Consider the following 18485-nt stretch of genomic DNA (forward strand, 5'->3'; position numbering starts at 1 on the left):
GACGGCGGACAGCGCACCGCCGGGGCCGGCGCGCCCGCGGCCCCCGGGCGGGTGCCCTGCGGATACGCCGTCCGGCCGGACTCTGCTAGAAACAACTCCCAGGGTCGTCCACGCCCCCGTCAGCACCTCGACGCGAAGGGCGTCCCATGACCCAGTCCCCCACCGAGCCGCGCTCCCGCTGGTCTCCGTGGTCCCTGCACGGCGACGGCCGGTCCGTCCGTCCCGGCGACGTGGTCCACCCCGACGAGCGGCTCTCCTGGCCGCGTACCCTCGGGGTCGGCGTGCAGCACGTGGTGGCGATGTTCGGCGCCACCTTCACCGTGCCGCTGATCACCGGTTTCCCGCCGGCCACCACCCTGTTCTTCTCCGGCATCGGCACCCTGCTCTTCCTGCTGCTCACCGGCAACCGGCTGCCGTCGTACCTGGGTTCGTCGTTCGCCTTCATCGCCCCGGTGCTGGCCGCGAAGGCCGGCGGTGACATCGGCCCCGCGCTCGGCGGGATCGTGGTGGCCGGCGTCGCGCTGGCCGTGGTCGGCCTGGTCGTGCAGCTCGCCGGGGCACGCTGGATCGACGCGCTGATGCCGCCGGTGGTCACCGGCGCGATCGTCGCCCTGATCGGGCTGAACCTCGCCCCGGTGGCCTGGGACGGCGGCGGCAGCGGCACCGGCGTCAAGGCGCAGCCACTGATCGCGGTGATCACCCTGGTGGCGATCCTGCTCGCCACGGTGGCGTTCCGGGGCTTCCTGGCCCGGCTTTCCATCCTGCTCGGCGTGGTGGTCGGCTGGCTGCTCGCCGCCGCCCTCGGCGACCTGGACCCGAAGGCCGTCGACACCCTGCGCGAGGCGGCCTGGGTCGGCCTGCCCGACTTCCACGCGCCGCAGTTCAGCCTGCGCGCGGTCGTGCTGGTGATCCCGGTGATCCTGGTGCTGATCGCGGAGAACGCCGGACACGTCAAGGCGGTCGCCGCGATGACCGGCCGCAACCTGGACCGGGACATGGGCCGGGCGTTCCTCGGCGACGGCCTGGCCACCGTGCTCGCCGGCTCCGGCGGCGGCTCCGGCACCACCACGTACGCGGAGAACATCGGCGTGATGGCGGCGACCCGGGTGTACTCGACCGCCGCGTACTGGGTGGCCGGGGTGGCGGCGGTGCTGCTCGGGCTCAGCCCCAAGTTCGGCGCGCTGATCCTCACGGTGCCGGCCGGGGTGCTCGGCGGCGCGACGACCGCCCTGTACGGCCTGATCGCCGTCCTCGGCGCCCGGATCTGGATCGAGAGCCGAGTCGACTTCCACGACCCGGTCAACCTGATGACCGCCGCCGTGGCCCTCATCGTCGGCGCGGCGAACTACACCCTCACCGCCGGCGACCTCTCGTTCAACGGCATCGCCCTCGGCACCGCCGCCGCCCTGGTCATCTACCACGGCATGCGCCTGATCGCCCGCCTCCGCGGCACCACCCCGCAGCCCCGCCAAGCCCCCGAACCCGAACTCTGACCCCACCCGGCCGGTCACGCGCCACCCCCACAAGCAAAGTTGATCAAGAGGTTCGCGCCGCCCGGGAACGCCGGGCCGACGCGAACCTCTTGATCAACATGGACGTGCTGGGGTGGGGGTCAGTCGCGTTCGATCTGGTGGCCTATTACCGAGGGGCCGAGCATGACGGCGAAGCCACTGCCGTCTCGGCGGGGGTCCGCCGGGGGCAGCTCCACGGGGTCGCCGGTCGCCGTCGCGCCGACCGGGCGCGGCCCGACCCAGGCCACCACCAGGTCCGTCTCGCCCTTGAGGAACCGCTGCGCGCGCACCCCGCCGGTCGCCCGCCCCTTGGCCGGGTACGCCCCGAACGGCGTCACCTTCACCGTCGCGCCCGTGGAGGTGACCACCATCGGCTCGCCGTGCCCCGGGTCGTCGGTGCGGAGCGCGCCGAAGAAGACCACCCGGACCCCCTCCGGCAGGTTGATGCCGGCCATGCCGCCGCCCTTGGGCCCCTGCGGGCGCACCAGCGACGCGGCGAAACGCAGCAGCGACGCCTCGGAGGAGACGAAGGCGAGCGTCTCGGTGCCGTCGGCGAGCCAGCTCGCCCCGACCACCTCGTCGCCCTCGCGCAGGCCGATCACCTCGAACTCGTCCGAGCGGACCGGCCAGTCCGGCGCGCACACCTTCACCACGCCCTGCCGGGTGCCCAGCGCGAGCCCCGGCGCCCCCTCGGCCGTCGCCCCGAGCGGGGCCAGGCCGACCACCGTCTCGCCGGGCTCCAGCGGCACCAGCTCGGCGGCGGACATGCCGCCGCGCAGCGACACCGTGCCCGCCTGCTCGGGCAGCACCGGCAGCGGCAGCACGTCGATCTTGAACGCCCGGCCCGCGCTGGTCACCAGCAGCACCCGGCCCCGGGCCGTGGAGTGCGCGACCGCGCGTACCGCGTCGTGCTTGACCCGGCCGCTGCGGCGGCGCCCCTCGGACGCCTCCTCCGACTCGGCCGCGGTCCGGGCGACCAGCCCGGTGGCGGAGAGGATCACCTGGCACGGGTCGTCGGCCACTTCGAGGGGGCCGGCCGGCGCGGACGCGGCGAGCACCTCCTTGAGGTCGCCGTCGACCAGGGTGGTGCGCCGCTCGGTGCCGAACTGCTTCACCACGGCGGCCAGCTCGTCGGAGACGACCTTCCGCAGCACCTTCTCGTCGTCGAGGATGGTGGAGAGCTGGGCGATCTCCTTGCGGAGCTGCTCCTGCTCGGCCTCCAGCTCGATCCGGTCGAACTTCGTCAGCCGGCGCAGCGGCGTGTCCAGGATGTAGCCGGCCTGGATCTCGGACAGCTTGAACTGCCGCATCAGGCCGTCCTTGGCGGCCTGGGCGTCGTCGCTGCCCCGGATCAGCCGGACCACCTTGTCGATGTCCAGCAGCGCGATCAGCAGGCCGTCGACCAGGTGCAGCCGTTCCTCACGCTTGCGCCTGCGGTACGCGCTGCGCCGGGTCACCACGTCGTAGCGGTGCCGCAGGAACACCTCCAGCAGCGCCTTGAGCCCGAGCGTCCGGGGCTGGCCGTCCACCAGCACCAGGTTGTTCACGCCGAAGGACTGCTCCAGCGGGGTGAGCCGGTAGAGGTCGGCCAGCAACGCCTGCGGGTTCACCCCGACCTTGCACTCGACGACCAGCCGGGTGCCGTTCTCCCGGTCGGTGAGGTCCTTCACGTCGGCGATGCCGGTCAGCCGCTTGGTCTTGTTGACCTCGTTGGTGATCGCGGCGATGACCTTCTCGGCGCCCACGCCGTAGGGCAGCTCGACGACGGTGATCGCCTGCCGGCCCCGGCTGCCCTCCAGGGGGCCGATCTCCACCCGGCCGCGCATCCGGACCACGCCACGCCCGGTCTCGTACGCCCGGCGCACCTCGTCCAGGCCGAGCAGCACGCCGCCGGTCGGCAGGTCCGGCCCCGGGACGAACTCCATCAGCCTGTCCAGGTCGGCGTCCGGGTGGTTGATCAGCCACCGGGCGGCGGAGACGACCTCGCCCAGGTTGTGCGGGATCATGTTGGTGGCCATCCCGACCGCGATCCCGGAGGCCCCGTTGACCAGCAGGTTGGGGAACGCGGCCGGCAGCACCGTGGGCTGGGTGAGCGAGCCGTCGTAGTTGGGCTCGACGTCGACCGTGTCCTCGCCCAGCTCGCCGACGAGCAGCATCGCCTCCCGGGACATCCGGGCCTCGGTGTAGCGCGCGGCGGCCGGGCCGTCGTCGGGGCTGCCGAAGTTGCCGTGCCCGTCGATGAGCGGGACGTTGAGCGAGAAGTCCTGGGCCAGCCGGACCATCGCGTCGTAGATCGCGGTGTCGCCGTGCGGGTGGTACCGACCCATCACGTCGCCGACCACCCGGGCCGACTTCACGTGCGCCCGGTCGGGGCGGTGCCCCGCCTCGTGCATCGAGTAGAGGATGCGCCGGTGCACCGGCTTGAGGCCGTCCCGGGCGTCGGGCAGGGCCCGGGAGTGGATCACCGAGAAGGCGTACTCCAGGTAGGAGTCGGAGACCTCGGTGACCAGCGGGTTGTCGAAGACCCGCGCGCCGGCCTGGTCGAAGGCGGCCAGGTCCGCCCGGGGACCGGTGTTCTTACGGCGTGCCATGGTTCAGCTCTCTCCTCGGCGGGCCACGGTCGGGCGGCGCTGTCCCCGGGGGGCAGCGGTCGGGCGGCGGGCGGTCCTCATGCGTCGATCGCCTCCCGGTCGACCCGGTCGGCGGACTCGATCAGCCAGTTGCGGCGCGGCTCGACCTTCTCCCCCATCAGCAGTTCCAGGATCCGCTCGGCGGCGTCGACGTCGTCGAGGGTGATCCGGCGGACCGCCCGGGTGGCCGGGTTCATCGTGGTCTCCCACAGCTCGTCGGCGTCCATCTCGCCGAGGCCCTTGAACCGGGGGATCGGGGTGACGATCTGCTTGCCGGACTTCTCCAGCTTCCGGACCGTCGCCTCCATCTCCGCCTGGGTGTAGGTGTAGACGGTCTGCGGGTTGCGCCCCTTCGTGGTGATCTTGTGCAGGGGCGGCATCGCGGCGTAGAGCCGGCCGGCCTCGATCAGCGGGCGCATGTACCGGGCGAACAGCGTGATCAGCAGGGTGCGGATGTGCGCGCCGTCCACGTCGGCGTCGGCCATGATCAGGACCCGGCCGTACCGCATCGCCGACAGGTCGAAGGTGCGCCCGGAGCCGGCCCCGAGCACCTGGACGATCGCCGCGCACTCGGCGTTGTCCAGCACCTGCTGGAGGTTCGCCTTCTGCACGTTGAGGATCTTGCCACGAATGGGGAGAAGCGCCTGGTACTCGGCGGACCGGGCCAGTCTCCCCGTTCCGAGTGCGCTGTCCCCCTCCACGATGAACAGCTCACTGCGGTCGATGCCCGCCGCGCGACAGTCGACCAGCTTGGCCGGCATCGACGCCCCCTCCAGGGCGGTCTTGCGGCGAGCGGCGTCCTTCTGCTGCTTCTGGGTGAGCCGGACCCGGGCCGCGTCCACGATCTTCTGGAGCACCGTGCGGGCCTCGGCCTTGGTGCGGCGGTCCTCCAGCCACGCCTTCAGGTGCGCCTCGATCAGCCCCTGGAGCACCTTGGTGATGCCGGCGGTGGACAACTCGTCCTTAGTCTGCGAGGTGAACTGCGGCTCGGGGATCCGCACGTGCACCACGGCCGTCATCCCCTCCAGGACGTCGTCCAGGGTGGGCGTGTCCTCCTTGGGCCTGAGCAGCCCCCGGGCGTTGCGGGCCGCGTCGGCGAGGGTGCGGGCCAGGGCACGCTCGAAGCCCTTGCGGTGGGTGCCGCCGTGGGCGTTGCGGATGGTGTTGGTGAAGCACTCCACGGTGCGCTCGTAGCCGGTGCCCCAACGGAACGCCACCTCGACCTCGGCGCGCCGCTGCACGTTGGACTGCATGACGCCGTTGGCGTCGGCGGCGTTCTCCCGGTAGGTGCCCTCGCCGGTGACCAGCAGGGTGCCGGAGACCGGCCGGTCGCCGGCCGGGGCGAGGAACTCCACCATGTCGGTCAGGCCGGCGGGGAAGTGGAAGGACTCCTCGACCGGCTCCTCGCCGGTCTCGTCGCGCAGCAGGTAGCTCACGCCGGGGACGAGGAACGCGGTGTTGCGCAGCTTGAGCCGGACGGCCTCGGCGTCCAGTGCCGCGCCGGTCTCGAAGTACCGCGCGTCGTGCCAGTAGCGGATCGACGTGCCGGTGCGCGCGCCGCGCTTCATCGCGCCGGAGACCTGGAGGCCCGGGCCGGCGGTGAACGGGGCGTCGGGGCCGGGGCCGTCGAAGACCCCCGGCACCCCGTGCCGGAACGACATGGTGTGCGTCTTGCCGGCGCGGCGGACCGTGACGTCGAAGCGCCGGGACAGGGCGTTGACGGCGGAGGCGCCGACGCCGTGCAGGCCGCCGGAGGTCTTGTAGCCGGAGCCGCCGAACTTGCCGCCGGCGTGCAGCCGGGTGAGCACCAGCTCGACGCCCGAGATGCCGGACTTGGCGTGCACGTCGGTGGGGATGCCCCGGCCGTCGTCGTCGACCTGCACCGAGCCGTCGGCGTGCAGGATCACCTCGATCCGGGTGGCGTGACCCCCGACACCCTCGTCGGTGGAGTTGTCGAGGATCTCGTTGACGAGGTGACCCACGCCACGGCTGTCTGTGGAGCCGATGTACATGCCGGGGCGCTTGCGGACGGCGTCCAGGCCCTCCAGGTGGGTCAGGTCGTCGGCCCCGTAGAGCATCTCAGGCTGTGCGGTCAACTGGTCGTACTCCCAGGTCTCGGCGGTGTGGTGCCGCTCACCGGCTCGATCACCTCGCGTGGCGCGCCGCAGCGAGCCTAACCGGGAGGTGGGACAGGACGTCGGCACCCCGCAGTGCGGGGTCGCTCCGCCGCTGCCGGCTGCCCTGCCCGCGGGCGACCCGGAGGACACCCACGCCTGCGCCAACGCCGCCGGCCCCGGGAATCATCCCGCCCGGCCCCGCCCGCCCCGGGCCCGGCCCCCTGGCCCGACCGGACCCGCGGGCGCCCCCCGTCCGACCCGCGGAGGCATGGCTGGGCGTTGACGCCCGTCACACGCCCGTGATGTGATCACCGTCTCGAAGAAAGTTTCATATTTTTCCATGGATGGATGGAGGACGCTGATGTCCGTGTTCCGTCGTACCGCGCTCGCGGCGGCGCTGACCGTCGCGGCGGCGGCGCTGTCGACCGCCGTCGCGCCACCCGCCCCGGCGGTGGCCGGCCTCCCCACCGCCGCCGTGGCGCTCGGCGACAGCTTCATCAGCGGCGAGGGGGCCGGGGCGTACTCCCCGGTCGTCGACGTCAACGGCATCAGCCAGGGCTTCCCCGGCTGGACCGCGCCGAACAGCAACGCCTACTTCTGCCACCGGTCCCCCAACGCCTCGCTGTTCCAGGCCAACCTGCCGGGCATCCAGGACCGGTTCAACCTGGCCTGCTCGGGCGGGCAGCCGTACGACATCGCCAACGCGTCGGTCAACCGGACCAAGGGGCGCTCGGTCGCCTCCCAGCTCGACCAGCTCCGCGCGGTGGGCCAGACCCACGACATCGACCTGGTGCTGGTGGGCCTGGGCTCGAACAACAGCTCGTTCACCTTCGGCAGCGTGGCGGAGAAGTGCGCCAACCGGTTCATCGCCGACGCGTGGACCGGCTGGTGGGAGTTCTGGGCGTACCTCGGCGGGCCGGTGGAGCAGAAGCCGTGCAGCGACGCCGACCTGGCCACCCCGACGCAGCTCAGCGCCGCGACCGCGGAGACCACCGCGGCCGTACGGCAGATTCTCACCACCCTCGACCAGATCGACGCCGACGGCCAGCACCGGATCGTCTTCCAGGACTACACCAACCCGCTGCCGTTCGACCTCGCCTCGAACTACTGGGAGGAGGACGGCCGGCAGGACGACCGGGACAAGTTCCGGGACCTCGGGGCCGAGCGGTACGCGGCCGGCTGCCCGATCCACCGGGCCAGCCTGCTGCCCGGGCACCACTTCTCCTCCGGGCTGGGCAGCCTGGTCAGCTCGGTGCGCACCACGCTGGCCAGTGAGTTCCCGAGCGCCGACCTGGTCTACCTGAACGTGCAGCGGGCGTTCGACGGCGCCCGGCTCTGCGAGCAGCCGACCAGCCCGTCCGGCTCGCTCGCCACGCCGATCCGGCTCCAGGACGGCGCGACCGGCACCTTCGTCACCAGCCTCGCCGGCAAGGACAAGATCGCCATCCAGCGGATCGCCAACACCTGCGTGAGCTACTTCCAGACCTGCCAGGAGTCGTGGCACCCCAACGTGGCCGGGCACCAGGCGCTGGGCCGCTGCCTGACCGGGGCCGCCGCCACCAGCGCCCGCGCCGTGGCCTGCGTCCGCGCGGGAGACGGAACGATCAGCGTCGGCTGACCGCCGGCCGGCACCAGGGGCACCGCGTCCGTGGACGCGGTGCCCCTGGTCGTCTCCGCGACCGGCTCCGGCGGCGGCCTGACGACCGGCGACCCGCCCGGCGCACCCTTACTACCCGCCGGTAGCTTGCGGCCGTACGCTGGGCCGGTGAGCGCGACCGAGGAGTACACGCAGGAGTTCGTCGACGTCGACGGCGCCCGGCTCGGGGTGCAGGTGTATCCCGAGCCCGCCGGCCCGGCGGACGCCCCGGTGGTGGTGATCTGGCCCGCGATGGGGGTGCGGGCCCGCTACTACCGGCCGTTCGCCGCCGCGCTGCGGGCGGCCGGTCTCGCCGTGGTCGTCGCCGACCTGCGGGGCACCGGCGCGAGCACCCCGACCCCGAGCCGCGCCTGCCGGTACGGCTACGCGGAGCTGGCCGCCGACGTCGGCGCGGTGCTCGCGGCGCTGAAGCCGAGGCTGGACGGGCGGCCCACGGTCCTGCTCGGGCACTCCCTCGGCGGCCAGGCCGCCCTGCTGCACCTGGCCCTGCGCGGGACGGACGCCGTGGACGGGCTGGCCCTGGTCGCCGTCGGCATGCCGCACTGGCGCGAGTACCCGAGTCCCCGCAGGTACGGGGTGCTGCCGTACACCCAGGCGATCGCCGCGACCGCCCGGCTGCTCGGCGTCTGGCCGGGCTGGGGCTTCGGCGGCCGGCAGGCGCGCGGGGTGATCCGGGACTGGGCGCACACCGCCCGCACCGGCCGCTTCCCCGCCCTCGACGGGGTGGACGTCGAGGCGGCGCTGCGCACGCTGGACGTCCCGGTCCTCGCGGTGAGCGTGGACGACGACCAGTACACCCCGCACGCCACCCTGGACCACCTCTGCGGCAAGCTCGCCGCGGCCACCGTCGCGCGCGAGCGCTACACGACCGCGCAGGCCGGCGCCCCGCTCGACCACTTCGTCTGGGTACGCGCCGCCGCGCCGGTGGCCGCCCGGGTGGCCGCCTTCGCCGCCGGGCTCCCCCGCCGCGGCTGATCCCGCCCGGGCTGCGCCCGGCACCGGCTGGAACCCGCCGGCCAACCTGGTGACCCCGCTCGACGAGGTCCTGCGTCCGCTGGGATTCCCGCGCCACCGTTCACCCGATCCCGGGCGTACCTGCGGAATCGGTGGGTATGCCGCAGCACCCGTACGGTGGAAGGGGATCAGATGTCCGAACGGCACACCGCACTGCGCTCGATGCACGACCTGGGCCTGGCCGCCTGGTTCGGCGGCTCCCTGATGGGGGCGCTCGGCGTCAACGGCGCGGCGACACAGATCAACGACTCGACCCAGCGACTGCCGGTGGCCTCGGCCGGGTGGGCCCGGTGGACCCCGGTCAACGCCGCGGCGATCGGCGCGCACCTGGCCGGCGCCGTCGGCGAGCTGACGACCGAGAGTCCCCGGGTGCTCACCCAGTCCGGGGTGGCCCGGATGAGCGCGGTGAAGACGGCTCTCACGGTCGGCGCGCTCGCGGTCACCGGGTACAGCCGGTTGCTCGGCATGCGGCTACAGCGGGCGGGCGGCCCGTCCGTCGAGGGGACGACCGAACCGAATCCGCAGACGCCGGCCAACGTGGCCTCCTGCCAGCGGCAGATGAAGATGCTCCAGTGGGCCATCCCGGCGCTCACCGGCGCGCTGGTGGTGGTCACCGCGTACATGGGTGAGCAGCAGAAGCCGGGGCAGGTCCTGCGGGGCATGCTCGGGCGCGTCGGTGGGCTGGCCAGCGCGCCCAGGACGATGGGGAAGGTGGCCGCCCTGGGCGCGGCCAGGCGGCACATGGCCATGTCCGGCCGCTGACCACCGCGCCGCCCGTGCCCGACCGGACCGGTGGGGCATGGGCGGCGCGCAGGCGGGCAATCAGCGCCCGTAGCACCGACCCGACCAGCGAGGTGGCCATGACGAGCAGGGACGGATCGACGACCGGCGGGGACGGACGCGGACCGGAGTCCGCCGCCCCGTTCGGCACCAGTGACGGGTTCGACGCCGATCCGCCGTGGGGTGCCGGCGAGGACTCCCCGATGGACGAGGGCAGCGAGGAGACCGCCGTGCCGCAGGGGAGCCTCGGCGACCGGCGGGCCGGCGCGCCCGCCGAACCCACCCCGCCCGCGGGACGCCACGGGTTCGGCACCGTCGAGGAGCGGCCGGTCGCCGAGGCGGGCCCGACGGCGCCGCCCGACCCGGCGCCGGCACGGCGCGCGTTCCCGAACGACAGCGCCGGCGGGGACCTGCCGGACAACGCGCTCGAGGAGGCGACCGGGATGCACCCGGAGGGGATCAGCCGGCGCGGCTGACCCGCGCCCCGCCGGCCGGCACGCCCGCCTCCGCCAGGATCTCCACCAGGCGGGCGGCGTCGCGCTGGGCCTGGTCGCCGCAGCAGTTGTTGAACAGCACGTGCAGTTCGTCGGCGGTGCCGGCCAGCTCGACCAGCAGCTTCGACCAGTTCCGCAGCTCGCGCTCGCCGTAGGCGTACCGGAACTTGTCCCGCTTGTCGCCGCGCTCCCAGGCGGCGCTGTGGCCGTGGAAGCGGACCACGGCCGGGTCGGCGGTGGCGACCAGGATCGGCGGCACCGACGAGACGAACCCCTGCGGCATGTCCACGCAGACGTAGGAGAGGTCGTGCTCCCGCAGCAGGGCCAGGGTGCCCAGGACGGCGTCCTCGGTGAACCACGAGCCGTGCCGCAGCTCCACGCTCACCCGCCAGGGCCGCAGCCGCGCGGCCGTGGCGACGATGCGCCGCTCGGCCGCCGCGCTGCGGGCCAGCCACGGTGGGAACTGGAGCAGCACCGCGCCGAGCTGGCCAGCCGCCGCGATCGGCTCCAGCGCCGCCCGGAACCGGCTCCACAGCTCGTCGTACGCCCCGGCCGACAGGTCCCGCCACCGGATCCGGGCCGGGCCGCCGGCCGGCCGCAGGTCCCGGGGCAGCGTCGTGACCGGGGTGGGATGGCCGGTGAAGAGGCTGAACGCCTTCACGTCGAAGGTGAACCCGGGCGGGGCGGCGGCCACCCAGCCGGCGGTCGTCTCCGGTGCCGGCACCGCGTAGTACGACGTGTCCACCTCGACCAGTCCGAACCGCTCGGCGTAGTGCCGGAGACGGCCGGCGGGGGTGTTGGCCGAGCGGGGGTACCAGCCGGAGCGGAGCAGCATCTGGTCGGCCCACGACGACGTGCCCACCCTGATCTCGCCCATGGGATCAGTGGACCGCGCCCCGGCCGGATCGGCAACCGGAGCCGGGCCGGGACCGCCCGCGACCGGGCGCGTGGGCCGAGGCTGTCGGTGGGCGGGCCTATGGTGGCACCGACCTCACCACGAAGGACGGTGGCATGACCCGTACCGAGCAGCTTCCCGCCGGCGAGCGGGCCGACCTGCTGCGCACCCTGCGCCAGCGCCGGGCGTTCCTGCGGCAGACCGTCGACGGCCTCACCGACGCGCAGGCCGCCGGGCGCAGCACCGTCAGCGAGCTCTGCCCCGGTGGCCTGGTCAAGCACGTCGCGGTCACCGAGCAGCGGTGGATGCTGTTCGCCGTCGGCGGCGCCGGGGCGATGCAGGCCACCCCGATCGACTGGGTCGACCATTTCCGGATGGCCGACGGGGAGACCCTGGCCGCCCTGCTCGACGACTACTCCCGGGTGGCCGCCACGACCGACGAGCTGGTGGCCACGCTGGACCTGGACGCGGCCCACCCGCTGCCGGAGGCGCCCTGGTTCGAGCCCGGGGCGAGCTGGTCGGTGCGCCAGGTGCTGCTGCACGTGATCGCCGAGACGGCCCAGCACGCCGGGCACGCCGACATCCTGCGCGAGGCGATCGACGGCGCGAAGACGATGGGCTGAGCCGCCGGGCTCACGCTGACCCACGGGCCGGCCGGGCGCTCCGATGTGACGCCCGGCCGGCCCGTGGCGCTGAGGGACACGAGATGAACGCACACCGGATGGACCAGGAAACCGTCGAGCGGTTGCTCGCCGGTTCCGCCGTCGGCCCCCAGGCGGGCCCCCAGGCGCTGGTCCGGCTCCTGGCGGCCGTCCGCGCCGCCCCGCGCCCCGAGGAACTGCGCGGCGAGGACGCCGCCCTGCGCGCCTTCCGGGTGGCCCACGGCACACCGGCCGTACCGGTTCCCGCCAGGGGTGCCCGGCGCACCGTGCTCACCGGCCTGCTCGGCGTGAAGGCCGTCCTCGCTGCGCTGGCCGTCGCCGCGACCGGCGGGGTCACGCTCGCCGCCGTGCACGGGGCGCTGCCCCCGTTGGCCGGGACGGTCGACCGGCCGGCGGCCCCCGCACCGGCGACCGGTCGACCCGTGCCGGACGGCGGACCGGCCACCCGGCCGTCCCCGGCCGGCACCCGCGCCCCGGAGGTGCCGCCCGCCCGGCTGCTCACCCTCTGCCGAGCGTTGCGGGACGAGGCCACGCAGGACCGGGCCCTGACCCAGACCCGGTACGCGCAGTTGGTGGAAGCCGCCGGCGGCCGGGACCGGGTGACGGGCTGGTGCGCCGAGGCGCTGGCGGAGGCGGGGCCGGACGCATCGACCGGGCCGGCCGGCACGGCGACCGCCCCGCCGGGTGGGCAGGGGCAGCCGGACGGCCCTCCCGGCCAGCCGTCGGAGCACCCGTCGCCGCCAGCGGTCCCGTCCCTGCCGGCGTCGCCGGCACTGCCGGCGACGCCGCCGCTGCCGGGCAGGCCGTCCGTGCCGGCGGTCCCCGCCGATCCCTCGCTGCCGGCCCGCCCCTCGCGGCCGGCCGATCCCTCGCCGCCGGCCGATTCGGCCGCGAGCACGGGGCCGGCCGGGCTCCCTGCTGGTAACTTGCCCCGATGAGTCTGCGGCGTCGACGCGTGGCGGTCGCCTTCCGGCTGGCCGTCGTGCTCAGCGTGCTGGCCGGTGTCGTGCTCACCGCCCTCGGCCCGGCCACGGTCACCGGGCTGCTGCCGTACTTCACGATCCAGAGCAACGTCGCGGTCGGCGTCCTCGCCGGCTACGCCGCCTGGCGGGCGGGGCACGGCCGACCCGACCCACCGTCGGTGCTCAAGGGCGCGGTCACGCTGTACATCACCATCACCGGGGTGGTGTACCACCTGGTGCTGGCCAACCCGGCCAGCCCGTTCGCCATGGTCCAGCCGGACCGCACGCTCGGCGAGGCGCTGGGCAACCAGTTCCTGCACACCGTCGTGCCGCTGTTGGCGGTCGCCGACTGGACGCTGTTCGACCCGCGCGGCCGGCTGCGAGCACGGTACGCCGCCTGGTGGCTGGCCTTCCCGCTGGCGTACCTGGGGTTCGCGCTGATCCGGGGCCTGGTGGTGCACCGGTACCCGTACCCGTTCGTCGACGCCGGCCAGCTCGGTTACGGCGGCGTCGCGCTCAACTCGCTGCTCTTCGCGTTCGTGTTCTGGCTGCTCGGGCTGCTCTTCGTGGGCGTCGACCGGGGCCTGTCCCGGCGGGCCCGACCCCGCGGCGACACCCCCGGCGGCGCGCCGCCGGCCACCGTGCCGGCCGGCCGCCTCTCCGGGTGAACGGCGGGCCCCGGGCGTCGACGGGGCCCGCTTTGGGTCAGCCCGGCCGGAGGCGGCTGCCCCGGCCGGCGAGCGCCCGGTCCCGGCCGTACGCGTCGGCGTGCCCCCAGCGGCCCGGGATGTCGAGCAGCTCGATCCGCCCGAACCCCTGCGGCAGCGCCGGGTCGACCAACAGGTTGTCCCCGCACGGCGACAGCCCGAGGGCGGTACCCAGCAGCATCAGCAGCGCCCCCGACGACCACGCCTGCGGCCGGCCGGCGTGCGGTAGCTGGACCGGGTACCGGGTCAGGTCGCGGCGGTAGCCGGCGATCGTCTCCGGGATCGGGCTGCCGAGCAGCCGCACGATGTCGAAGATCCCGGCGGTGATCCGGGCCGCTGCCTCGTCGCAGCCGTAGCGGCGCAGCCCGGCCGCGATGATCGCGTTGTCCGACGGCCACACGGCGCCGAGGTGCGCGCCGACGGGGTTGTAGGGTCGCTGCTCCTCGGCGTAGGTGCGCACCCCCCACCCGGAGAACAACCGCGGCCCGACCAGGTGCCGGGCCACCGCCTCGGCGCGGTCGGGTTCGACGATGCCGCTCCACAGCAGGTGCCCCATGTTGGAGGCGAGCGCGTCGACCGGCTCGCCGTCGGGGGTCAGGGCCAGCGCGTAGTACTCCCGGTGGGGCAGCCAGAAGTCCCGGTTGAACCGCTGCCGAAGCTCCGCGGCCTCCCGTTCCAGCCGGTCGGCGTACCCGGGGTCGCCCCAGAACTCGCGGGCCAGGCGCGCCCCACGCAGCTTCGCGTCGTACGCGTACCCCTGTAGTTCACAGGTGGCCCGGGGGAAGGCCGGCTGTCGGCCGGTGCGGTCGACGATCGCCTCCGGGGAGTTCTTCCAGCACTGGTTGACCAGCCCGTTGCGGGTGTTGCGCCGCTGGTAGCGCAGGTAGCCGTCGCCGGTCATGTCGCCGTACTCGTCGATCCAGTCCAGCGCCATCCGGGTCGGGTGGCGCAGCTCGCGCACCAGCTCGACGTCGCCGGACCAGCGCTCGTACTCGTCGAGCAGGATCACGAACAGCGGCGTGGTGTCGGCCGCCCCGAAGTACAACGAGGTGGCCGCCTCGCCGAACACACCGTTCTCGCCGTACCGGTTCTCGACCAGGATCTTGCCCGGCTCCTCGTCGTGCTGGTCGTCGAGCTGGCCGCCCTGAGCGAAGGCGAGCGTGCGCAGGGTGGCCGGCGTCAGCTCGGGGGTGAACGGCAGCGTCTCCAGGCAGGTGATCAGGGCGTCCCGGCCGTACAGGGTCATCGCCCACGGCAGGCCGCCCACCGGCAGCGGGGCGTCGTGCGCCAGCGGTGTGTACCGCAGCGCCGCGAGGTCGGCCAGGCTGCCCTCGTAGGCCCGGCGGAGGTCGTCGTGCTCGGCGACCAACTCCGGGGCGCGGGCCCGCCAGCGCTCCAGGTCCTCCCGCATGTCCCGGCTCACCCGCCTGCGGTGCGCCTCCAGGCTGGCCCGCAGGTCGCGGGCGGCGGCCCCCCGGATGAGCATGCCGACGTGCAGGTTGGTGGTCCACGAGCCGTTCGGCTCCACCCGGATCCGGAAGGTCATCCCGCGCTCGTCCACCTCGACGGGGGCGGTGGAGGAGACGACCGTCTCCCGGCAGAACCGGTCCCGCTGGTAGCGCAGCCGCAGCTCGCCCTCCTGCCCAAGCGGGGTGATCTCCACCCGGCGGGGCCTCGGCTGCCTGATCTCGGCCGTGTCGGCGAAGTCGCAGGCGATCTCCATCCGCACCGTGAACTCGGCCGGTCCGGCCGAGTGGTTGAGCACGGTGATCCGCTCGTTGTAGCTGTCGTCGAGGGACCGGTGCCGGATGACCGACACGTCGGCGTCGACGTAGTGGCTGGCGGTGCCGGGGACGAGCACGAACCGGGTCTCGAAGTAGGTCAGGTCGTCGCGGGACAGCGCGTGGAGCCGCTGCCCGTCGACGGTGAGCACCCAGCGGGACAGGAAGCGGGTGTCGAACGAGAAGAGCCCCACCGGCACCCGCGGGTCCGCCGTCATGTCGCCCTGGGCGTCGCCGAGCGCGAACGCGTTGCCGGCCATGACGTACACGTATTCCTGCATCATCGGGACGTGCCCCCGTCGAGCCAGTCCCGGCCGGCCGGCGGGAGGTGCCGGGGGTGGTGGGCGGCGGGCGGGCCCGGGAACAGCCGGCGCAGGGACATCAGCAGCCGCAGGTTCCCCTGCGCGGTGACGTCGTTGCGCAGCAGCGCCGAGGCGATGTGGGACCGCCCCGCCGCTAGGGCGTCGAACGCCGCCCGCGCCCCCGCCACGACCAGGTCCGCCGGCTCCCCCGACCGGGTCACCTCGACCCGCTGGTCGCGGATGGTGAGGTACCAGTGCTCGGTGCTGGCGCCGTCGCGCACGTCGAGACGCAGGGTGCCGCTGGTCGTCTCCGGCAGGTCGCCGTGCCGGCCCGCGACACACCGGCTCAGGTAGTCCGCCGCAGTCGCGGTCATCGGCCGCCCCCCTCCCGCACAGCACGTGTCAACCGCAGCGTCCCCCGGCCGGGGGTGAGCGGGACTCACCCGGTCCGGGTGAATCCCGCCCGGCCCGGAGCGGCCCCGGGCGGCCCGCCCCGGTGGGACCAGGGCCGGGACCGGCGGGGCCGCCGCACACCGGGCGGTCGCGGTCGTTTGCCCGGACGCTGAACGGGCAGCCGACCCGGGAAGACCGAAGCGGAGGAACAGGAGACACGGATGCGCGCGCTGCGGTTGCCGGGCTGGAAGTCCGAACCCGAGCTGGTCGAGGTGGCCGCGCCCACGCCGGGCCCCGGTCAGGTGGTGGTGAGGATCGGCGGTGCCGGCGCCTGCCACTCCGACCTGCACCTGATGCACGACTTCGAGGCCGGCGCGGTGCCCTGGAACCCGCCGTTCACCCTCGGCCACGAGAACGCCGGCTGGGTGCACGCCCTCGGCGCCGGGGTGACCGGCCTGGAGGTCGGCCAGCCGGTGGCCGTCTACGGCCCGTGGGGCTGCGGCACCTGTGCCCGCTGCCGGGTCGGCGTGGACCCGTACTGCGAGAACCTGGCCGGGGCGCCCGTGCCGGGCGGCGGCGGAGGGCTCGGCCTGGACGGCGGGATGGCCGAGTACGAGTTGGTCCCGGACGCCCGGCACGTGGTGCCGCTGCCCGACGGGCTCGACCCGGTGCAGGCGGCACCGCTGACCGACGCCGGCCTCACCCCGTACCACGCCATCCGGCGCTCGTGGCACAAGCTGCCGCCGGGCAGCACCGCCGTGGTCATCGGCGTCGGCGGACTCGGGCACGTCGGCGTGCAGATCCTCAAGGCCACCACGGCGGCCCGGGTGATCGCGGTGGACACCCGGGCCGACGCGCTGAAGCTGGCCGAGGGGTACGGGGCCGACCTGACGCTGCGCTCCGGCGAGCGGACCGCCGAGGAGATCAGGCAGGCCACCCCGGGCGGCCGGGGCGCGGACGTGGTCCTGGACTTCGTCGGCGGGGACGCCACGTTGGCGCTCGGCGCAGCCGCCGCCCGCACCGTCGGGGACCTCACCATCGTCGGCATCGGCGGCGGCACCCTGCCGGTCTCGTTCTTCTCCGTGCCGTACGAGGTCAGCATCCAGACCACGTACTGGGGCAGCCGACCCGAGCTGATCGAGGTGCTCGACCTCGGCGCGCGCGGACTGGTCCGGCCGAAGATCACCACGTTCGGGCTGGACGGCGCGGTCGACGCGTACCGGCAGATGCGGGACGGGTCCCTGGAGGGCCGCGCCGTCATCGTGCCGTGACCGGCGGCGGGGCCGCACGGCGTCGCGCGGCCCCGACCGGTCAGCCCGCCCCGAGCAGGCCGCGCACGTAGGCGGCCTGCCCGACGTGCTGAAGGTCGTCCTCGACGACGCTGACCAGCCGGACCCCGAGAGTCACCGGCGGGTCCCACGCCTCGTCGACCACCCGGTCCAGGTCGGCCGGCCGCAGCCCGGCGAGGAGCCCCCGGGTCCGCTGGGCGACCGCCTCGAAGTAGTCCAGCAGCGCCTGGGCACTCTCCGGCCGGACGGTGCCGACCTGCCCCGGGGTGTGCCCGAAGCCGACGTCGTCCGGGTCGGGGGACAGCCCGAACCGGCCCGCCCAGTCCCCGGTGACCCACACCTGCTCCACGTCGAGCAGGCCGGCCACATGGTGGTCCTGGATCCGGGTCAGGTGCCACACCAGCCAGCCCACCGGGTTAGCGCCGGTCGCCGGCGCCCGGCGTAGCTGCTCCGGCGACAGGCCGTCCACAGCGCCGCGGACCAGCCCGGGCAGCCGGTCGTAGGTCTCGGTCAGCACATCTCTCACGTCCACCCGGTCCTCCTCGACGCTGGACTCCCCAGGCGCAGTACCGCGTCAGCGGGCCGGCAAACCTCGGCCCTAGGGTGAACGGCGTGGTCGCGGCACTGGAGCTGTATCTGGACACCGACGCCACCCGGCGCATCCGGGTGCTGTGGGACGCGCTGGAGTCCGAGGGGGTGCAGAGCATGCGCTCCCTGCTGGAGCGGCGGCACCGGCCGCACGTGTCGCTGGCGGTGGCCCCGCGACTGGACCCGGAGCGGGTCGTCGCGGCCCTCGCCGGCACGGTGGTGGCGGCGCCGCTGCGGCTGACGTTCCAGCACGCCGGGCAGTTCGTCGGGCGGGTGCTGTGGCTCGGGCCCGCCCCCACCGCCGAGTTGCTGGCCCATCACGCGCTGGTGCACGACCGGCTCGCCGCCGCCGAGGTCGGGCTGGCCGACCACTACCGGCCGGGGCGCTGGGTGCCGCACTGCACGCTGTCCATGCGGGTGCCCAACGCCCTGATGGCCGCCGCGGTGCGGCGCTGCCTGGAGGTGCTGCCGCTGGAGGCGACCGTGGTCGGCGCGGCGGTCACCGACCACGCCCGGGGCGTCTGCCGGCCGCTGCCCTGACCGGCGCGGCCGGCCGCAGGCCCATCACCAGCAGGGCGATGCCCGCCGCTGACCCGCCCGCGCGGGCCCGGGCCGGGCCGGCGGGCCGCCACGGCACCCCGGACGGGAGATCTGCCATCATCGTCCGGTGCCCGCCAACCCGTCCGCGCCGACCGCCGACACC

16 protein-coding genes are annotated in these 18485 nt (G+C 74.5%); 10 read left to right on the top strand and 6 right to left on the bottom strand.

Annotated features, from left to right (window positions below):
* Positions 1-146: 146 nt before the first annotated feature.
* Positions 147-1493, top strand: a complete 1347-nt coding sequence (locus C5N14_RS19375) for a uracil-xanthine permease family protein (RefSeq protein WP_117669518.1) — start codon at positions 147-149, stop codon at positions 1491-1493.
* Between the two features lie 119 nt (positions 1494-1612).
* On the opposite strand, the gene C5N14_RS19380 is transcribed toward C5N14_RS19375, so the two are convergent.
* Positions 1613-4102 (bottom strand): DNA topoisomerase (ATP-hydrolyzing) subunit A, encoded by a 2490-nt coding sequence (locus C5N14_RS19380; protein ID WP_117669519.1) that lies wholly within the window; start codon positions 4100-4102, stop codon positions 1613-1615.
* A 77-nt stretch (positions 4103-4179) separates the two neighbouring features.
* Entirely contained in the window at positions 4180-6219 is a 2040-nt protein-coding gene (locus tag C5N14_RS19385) for a type IIA DNA topoisomerase subunit B (RefSeq protein ID WP_207892791.1), read from the bottom strand.
* A 400-nt stretch (positions 6220-6619) separates the two neighbouring features.
* On the opposite strand from C5N14_RS19385, the gene C5N14_RS19390 reads away from it, so the two are divergent.
* The 4 genes from C5N14_RS19390 to C5N14_RS19405 all read left to right on the top strand — a co-directional run bounded on the left by C5N14_RS19390 (position 6620) and on the right by C5N14_RS19405 (position 10185).
* Positions 6620-7876 carry a hypothetical protein gene (locus C5N14_RS19390; RefSeq protein ID WP_117669521.1) on the top strand — a complete coding sequence of 419 codons (1257 nt, stop codon included), beginning with the start codon at positions 6620-6622 and terminating at the stop codon, positions 7874-7876.
* A gap of 147 nt (positions 7877-8023) precedes the next feature.
* Positions 8024-8890 (top strand): alpha/beta fold hydrolase, encoded by an 867-nt coding sequence (locus C5N14_RS19395; protein WP_117669567.1) that lies wholly within the window; start codon positions 8024-8026, stop codon positions 8888-8890.
* 171 nt (positions 8891-9061) lie between these two features.
* The gene (locus tag C5N14_RS19400; protein WP_117669522.1) at positions 9062-9691 is read left to right on the top strand and encodes a hypothetical protein; all 630 of its coding nucleotides are present in this window, start codon (positions 9062-9064) and stop codon (positions 9689-9691) included.
* Between the two features lie 98 nt (positions 9692-9789).
* Positions 9790-10185 carry a hypothetical protein gene (locus C5N14_RS19405; RefSeq protein WP_117669523.1) on the top strand — a complete coding sequence of 132 codons (396 nt, stop codon included), beginning with the start codon at positions 9790-9792 and terminating at the stop codon, positions 10183-10185.
* Here the strand turns inward: C5N14_RS19405 and C5N14_RS19410 are convergent.
* Positions 10169-11080, bottom strand: coding sequence for a DUF72 domain-containing protein (locus tag C5N14_RS19410; protein ID WP_117669524.1), 912 nt, complete (start codon positions 11078-11080; stop codon positions 10169-10171). The genes C5N14_RS19405 and C5N14_RS19410 overlap by 17 nt on opposite strands.
* Positions 11081-11214: 134 nt before the next feature.
* Here C5N14_RS19410 and C5N14_RS19415 point away from each other — a divergent pair, with 134 nt between their 5' ends.
* The 3 genes from C5N14_RS19415 to C5N14_RS19425 all read left to right on the top strand — a co-directional run bounded on the left by C5N14_RS19415 (position 11215) and on the right by C5N14_RS19425 (position 13390).
* Complete coding sequence (locus C5N14_RS19415; RefSeq protein WP_117669525.1) at positions 11215-11721, top strand: DinB family protein; 507 nt, start codon at positions 11215-11217, stop codon at positions 11719-11721.
* A gap of 83 nt (positions 11722-11804) precedes the next feature.
* The gene (locus C5N14_RS19420) at positions 11805-12698 is read left to right on the top strand and encodes a hypothetical protein (RefSeq protein ID WP_128763610.1); all 894 of its coding nucleotides are present in this window, start codon (positions 11805-11807) and stop codon (positions 12696-12698) included.
* Positions 12695-13390, top strand: coding sequence for a Pr6Pr family membrane protein (locus tag C5N14_RS19425; RefSeq protein WP_165878158.1), 696 nt, complete (start codon positions 12695-12697; stop codon positions 13388-13390). The genes C5N14_RS19420 and C5N14_RS19425 overlap by 4 nt, the downstream gene beginning before the upstream one ends.
* 37 nt (positions 13391-13427) lie before the next feature.
* On the opposite strand, the gene C5N14_RS19430 is transcribed toward C5N14_RS19425, so the two are convergent.
* Complete coding sequence (locus C5N14_RS19430; RefSeq protein WP_117669527.1) at positions 13428-15494, bottom strand: glycogen debranching N-terminal domain-containing protein; 2067 nt, start codon at positions 15492-15494, stop codon at positions 13428-13430.
* A complete protein-coding gene (locus tag C5N14_RS19435) occupies positions 15491-15886 on the bottom strand; it encodes an SCP2 sterol-binding domain-containing protein (protein WP_117669528.1) in 396 nt (131 codons plus the stop codon). The genes C5N14_RS19430 and C5N14_RS19435 overlap by 4 nt, the downstream gene beginning before the upstream one ends.
* Positions 15887-16126: 240 nt before the next feature.
* Here C5N14_RS19435 and C5N14_RS19440 point away from each other — a divergent pair, with 240 nt between their 5' ends.
* On the top strand, positions 16127-17176 hold the full coding sequence (locus C5N14_RS19440; protein WP_117669529.1) for an NAD(P)-dependent alcohol dehydrogenase: 1050 nt from the start codon (positions 16127-16129) through the stop codon (positions 17174-17176).
* Between the two features lie 40 nt (positions 17177-17216).
* On the opposite strand, the gene C5N14_RS19445 is transcribed toward C5N14_RS19440, so the two are convergent.
* Positions 17217-17726 (bottom strand): DinB family protein, encoded by a 510-nt coding sequence (locus C5N14_RS19445; protein ID WP_117669530.1) that lies wholly within the window; start codon positions 17724-17726, stop codon positions 17217-17219.
* Positions 17727-17806: 80 nt separating this feature from the next.
* Between C5N14_RS19445 and C5N14_RS19450 the strand changes: the two genes are divergently transcribed.
* Positions 17807-18322: a 2'-5' RNA ligase family protein gene (locus C5N14_RS19450; protein WP_117669568.1), complete on the top strand. Its 516-nt coding sequence runs from the start codon at positions 17807-17809 to the stop codon at positions 18320-18322.
* Positions 18323-18485: the final 163 nt, after the last annotated feature.

It is taken from the genome of Micromonospora sp. MW-13 (assembly GCF_003434305.1).
Lineage (GTDB): Bacteria > Actinomycetota > Actinomycetes > Mycobacteriales > Micromonosporaceae > Micromonospora.

Bases quoted from the DNA above. Each gene is read 5' to 3' on its own strand.
- C5N14_RS19375 (WP_117669518.1), top strand. From the start codon at position 147: ATGACCCAGTCCCCCACCGAGCCGCGCTCCCGCTGGTCTCCGTGGTCC.
- C5N14_RS19380 (WP_117669519.1), bottom strand. From the start codon at position 4,102: ATGGCACGCCGTAAGAACACCGGTCCCCGGGCGGACCTGGCCGCCTTC.
- C5N14_RS19385 (WP_207892791.1), bottom strand. From the start codon at position 6,219: ATGCTCTACGGGGCCGACGACCTGACCCACCTGGAGGGCCTGGACGCC.
- C5N14_RS19390 (WP_117669521.1), top strand. From the start codon at position 6,620: ATGTCCGTGTTCCGTCGTACCGCGCTCGCGGCGGCGCTGACCGTCGCG.
- C5N14_RS19400 (WP_117669522.1), top strand. From the start codon at position 9,062: ATGTCCGAACGGCACACCGCACTGCGCTCGATGCACGACCTGGGCCTG.
- C5N14_RS19405 (WP_117669523.1), top strand. From the start codon at position 9,790: ATGACGAGCAGGGACGGATCGACGACCGGCGGGGACGGACGCGGACCG.
- C5N14_RS19410 (WP_117669524.1), bottom strand. From the start codon at position 11,080: ATGGGCGAGATCAGGGTGGGCACGTCGTCGTGGGCCGACCAGATGCTG.
- C5N14_RS19415 (WP_117669525.1), top strand. From the start codon at position 11,215: ATGACCCGTACCGAGCAGCTTCCCGCCGGCGAGCGGGCCGACCTGCTG.
- C5N14_RS19420 (WP_128763610.1), top strand. From the start codon at position 11,805: ATGAACGCACACCGGATGGACCAGGAAACCGTCGAGCGGTTGCTCGCC.
- C5N14_RS19425 (WP_165878158.1), top strand. From the start codon at position 12,695: ATGAGTCTGCGGCGTCGACGCGTGGCGGTCGCCTTCCGGCTGGCCGTC.
- C5N14_RS19430 (WP_117669527.1), bottom strand. From the start codon at position 15,494: ATGATGCAGGAATACGTGTACGTCATGGCCGGCAACGCGTTCGCGCTC.
- C5N14_RS19435 (WP_117669528.1), bottom strand. From the start codon at position 15,886: ATGACCGCGACTGCGGCGGACTACCTGAGCCGGTGTGTCGCGGGCCGG.
- C5N14_RS19440 (WP_117669529.1), top strand. From the start codon at position 16,127: ATGCGCGCGCTGCGGTTGCCGGGCTGGAAGTCCGAACCCGAGCTGGTC.